Source organism: Streptomyces wedmorensis (assembly GCF_000716445.1).
Taxonomy (GTDB): domain Bacteria; phylum Actinomycetota; class Actinomycetes; order Streptomycetales; family Streptomycetaceae; genus Streptomyces; species Streptomyces wedmorensis.
Genome location: NZ_JNWK01000153.1, coordinates 1 through 1,122, shown reverse-complemented (window position 1 = coordinate 1,122; position 1,122 = coordinate 1). Strand labels below are relative to the sequence as shown.

The 1,122-nt window shown below is 73.4% G+C and carries 1 protein-coding gene; it reads left to right on the top strand.

Annotation, left to right across the window (positions count from 1 at the left end; translation table 11 throughout):
- Positions 1–2: 2 nt before the first annotated feature.
- The coding region (locus OO54_RS40875; protein WP_033212803.1) for a ferrochelatase at positions 3–1,122 on the top strand (1,120 nt) is incomplete at its 3' end.

The window sequence follows — 1,122 nt, the reverse complement described above, 5'->3', positions numbered from 1 at the left end:
CCATGTCCGATCAGCACGATCCCGCCCCGTACGACGCCCTGCTGCTGCTCTCCTTCGGCGGCCCCGAGGGCCCGGACGACGTGGTCCCGTTCCTGGAGAACGTGACGCGCGGCCGCGGCATCCCGAAGGAACGGCTCAAGGAAGTGGGGCAGCACTACTTCCTCTTCGGCGGCGTCTCCCCGATCAACGACCAGAACCGCGCGCTCCTCGACGCGCTGCGGACGGACTTCGCGGAGGCCGGCCTCGACCTCCCGGTCTACTGGGGAAACCGGAACTGGGCGCCGTACCTCACCGACACCCTCCGCGAGATGGTCACCGACGGCAGGCGCCACATCGCCGTCCTCACCACCAGCGCGTACGCCTCCTACTCCGGCTGCCGCCAGTATCGCGAGAACCTCGCCGACGCCCTCGCGGCGCTCGAAGGGGAAGGCCTCCCGCTGCCCCGCGTCGACAAGCTGCGGCACTACTTCAACCACCCCGGCTTCGTCGAGCCCATGATCGAGGGAGTCCTCGCCTCCCTCGCCGAGCTCGACCCGTCCGTACGGGACAAGGCCCACCTCGCCTTCACCACCCACTCCATCCCCGACTCCGCCGCCGACAGCTCCGGCCCGCCCGCCGAGCACGGCGAGGGCGGGGCCTACGTCCGGCAGCACCTCGACGTGGCCCGGGTGATCGCCGACGCGGTCCGCGAGCGGACCGGCACCGACCACCCCTGGAAGCTCGTCTACCAGTCCCGCAGCGGCGCCCCCCACATCCCGTGGCTCGAACCCGACATCTGCGACCACCTGGAGGAGCTGCACGGCGCCGGGGTCCCCGCGGCCGTCATGGTCCCGATCGGCTTCGTCTCCGACCACATGGAGGTCCTGTACGACCTCGACACCGAGGCCACCGCGAAGGCGGCCGAGCTCGGCCTGCCCGTCCGCCGCTCCGCCACCGTCGGCGCCGACCCGCGCTTCGCCGCGGCCGTCCGCGAACTGGTCCTGGAGCGGGCGGCGAACGAGCGGGGCACCCGCGCGGAGCGGTGCGCCCTCGGCGCCCTCGGCGCCTCCCACGACCTGTGCCCGATCGGCTGCTGCCCGGCCAGGGCCGAGCGGCCGGCGGCGGCCGGAGCCGACAGCCCGT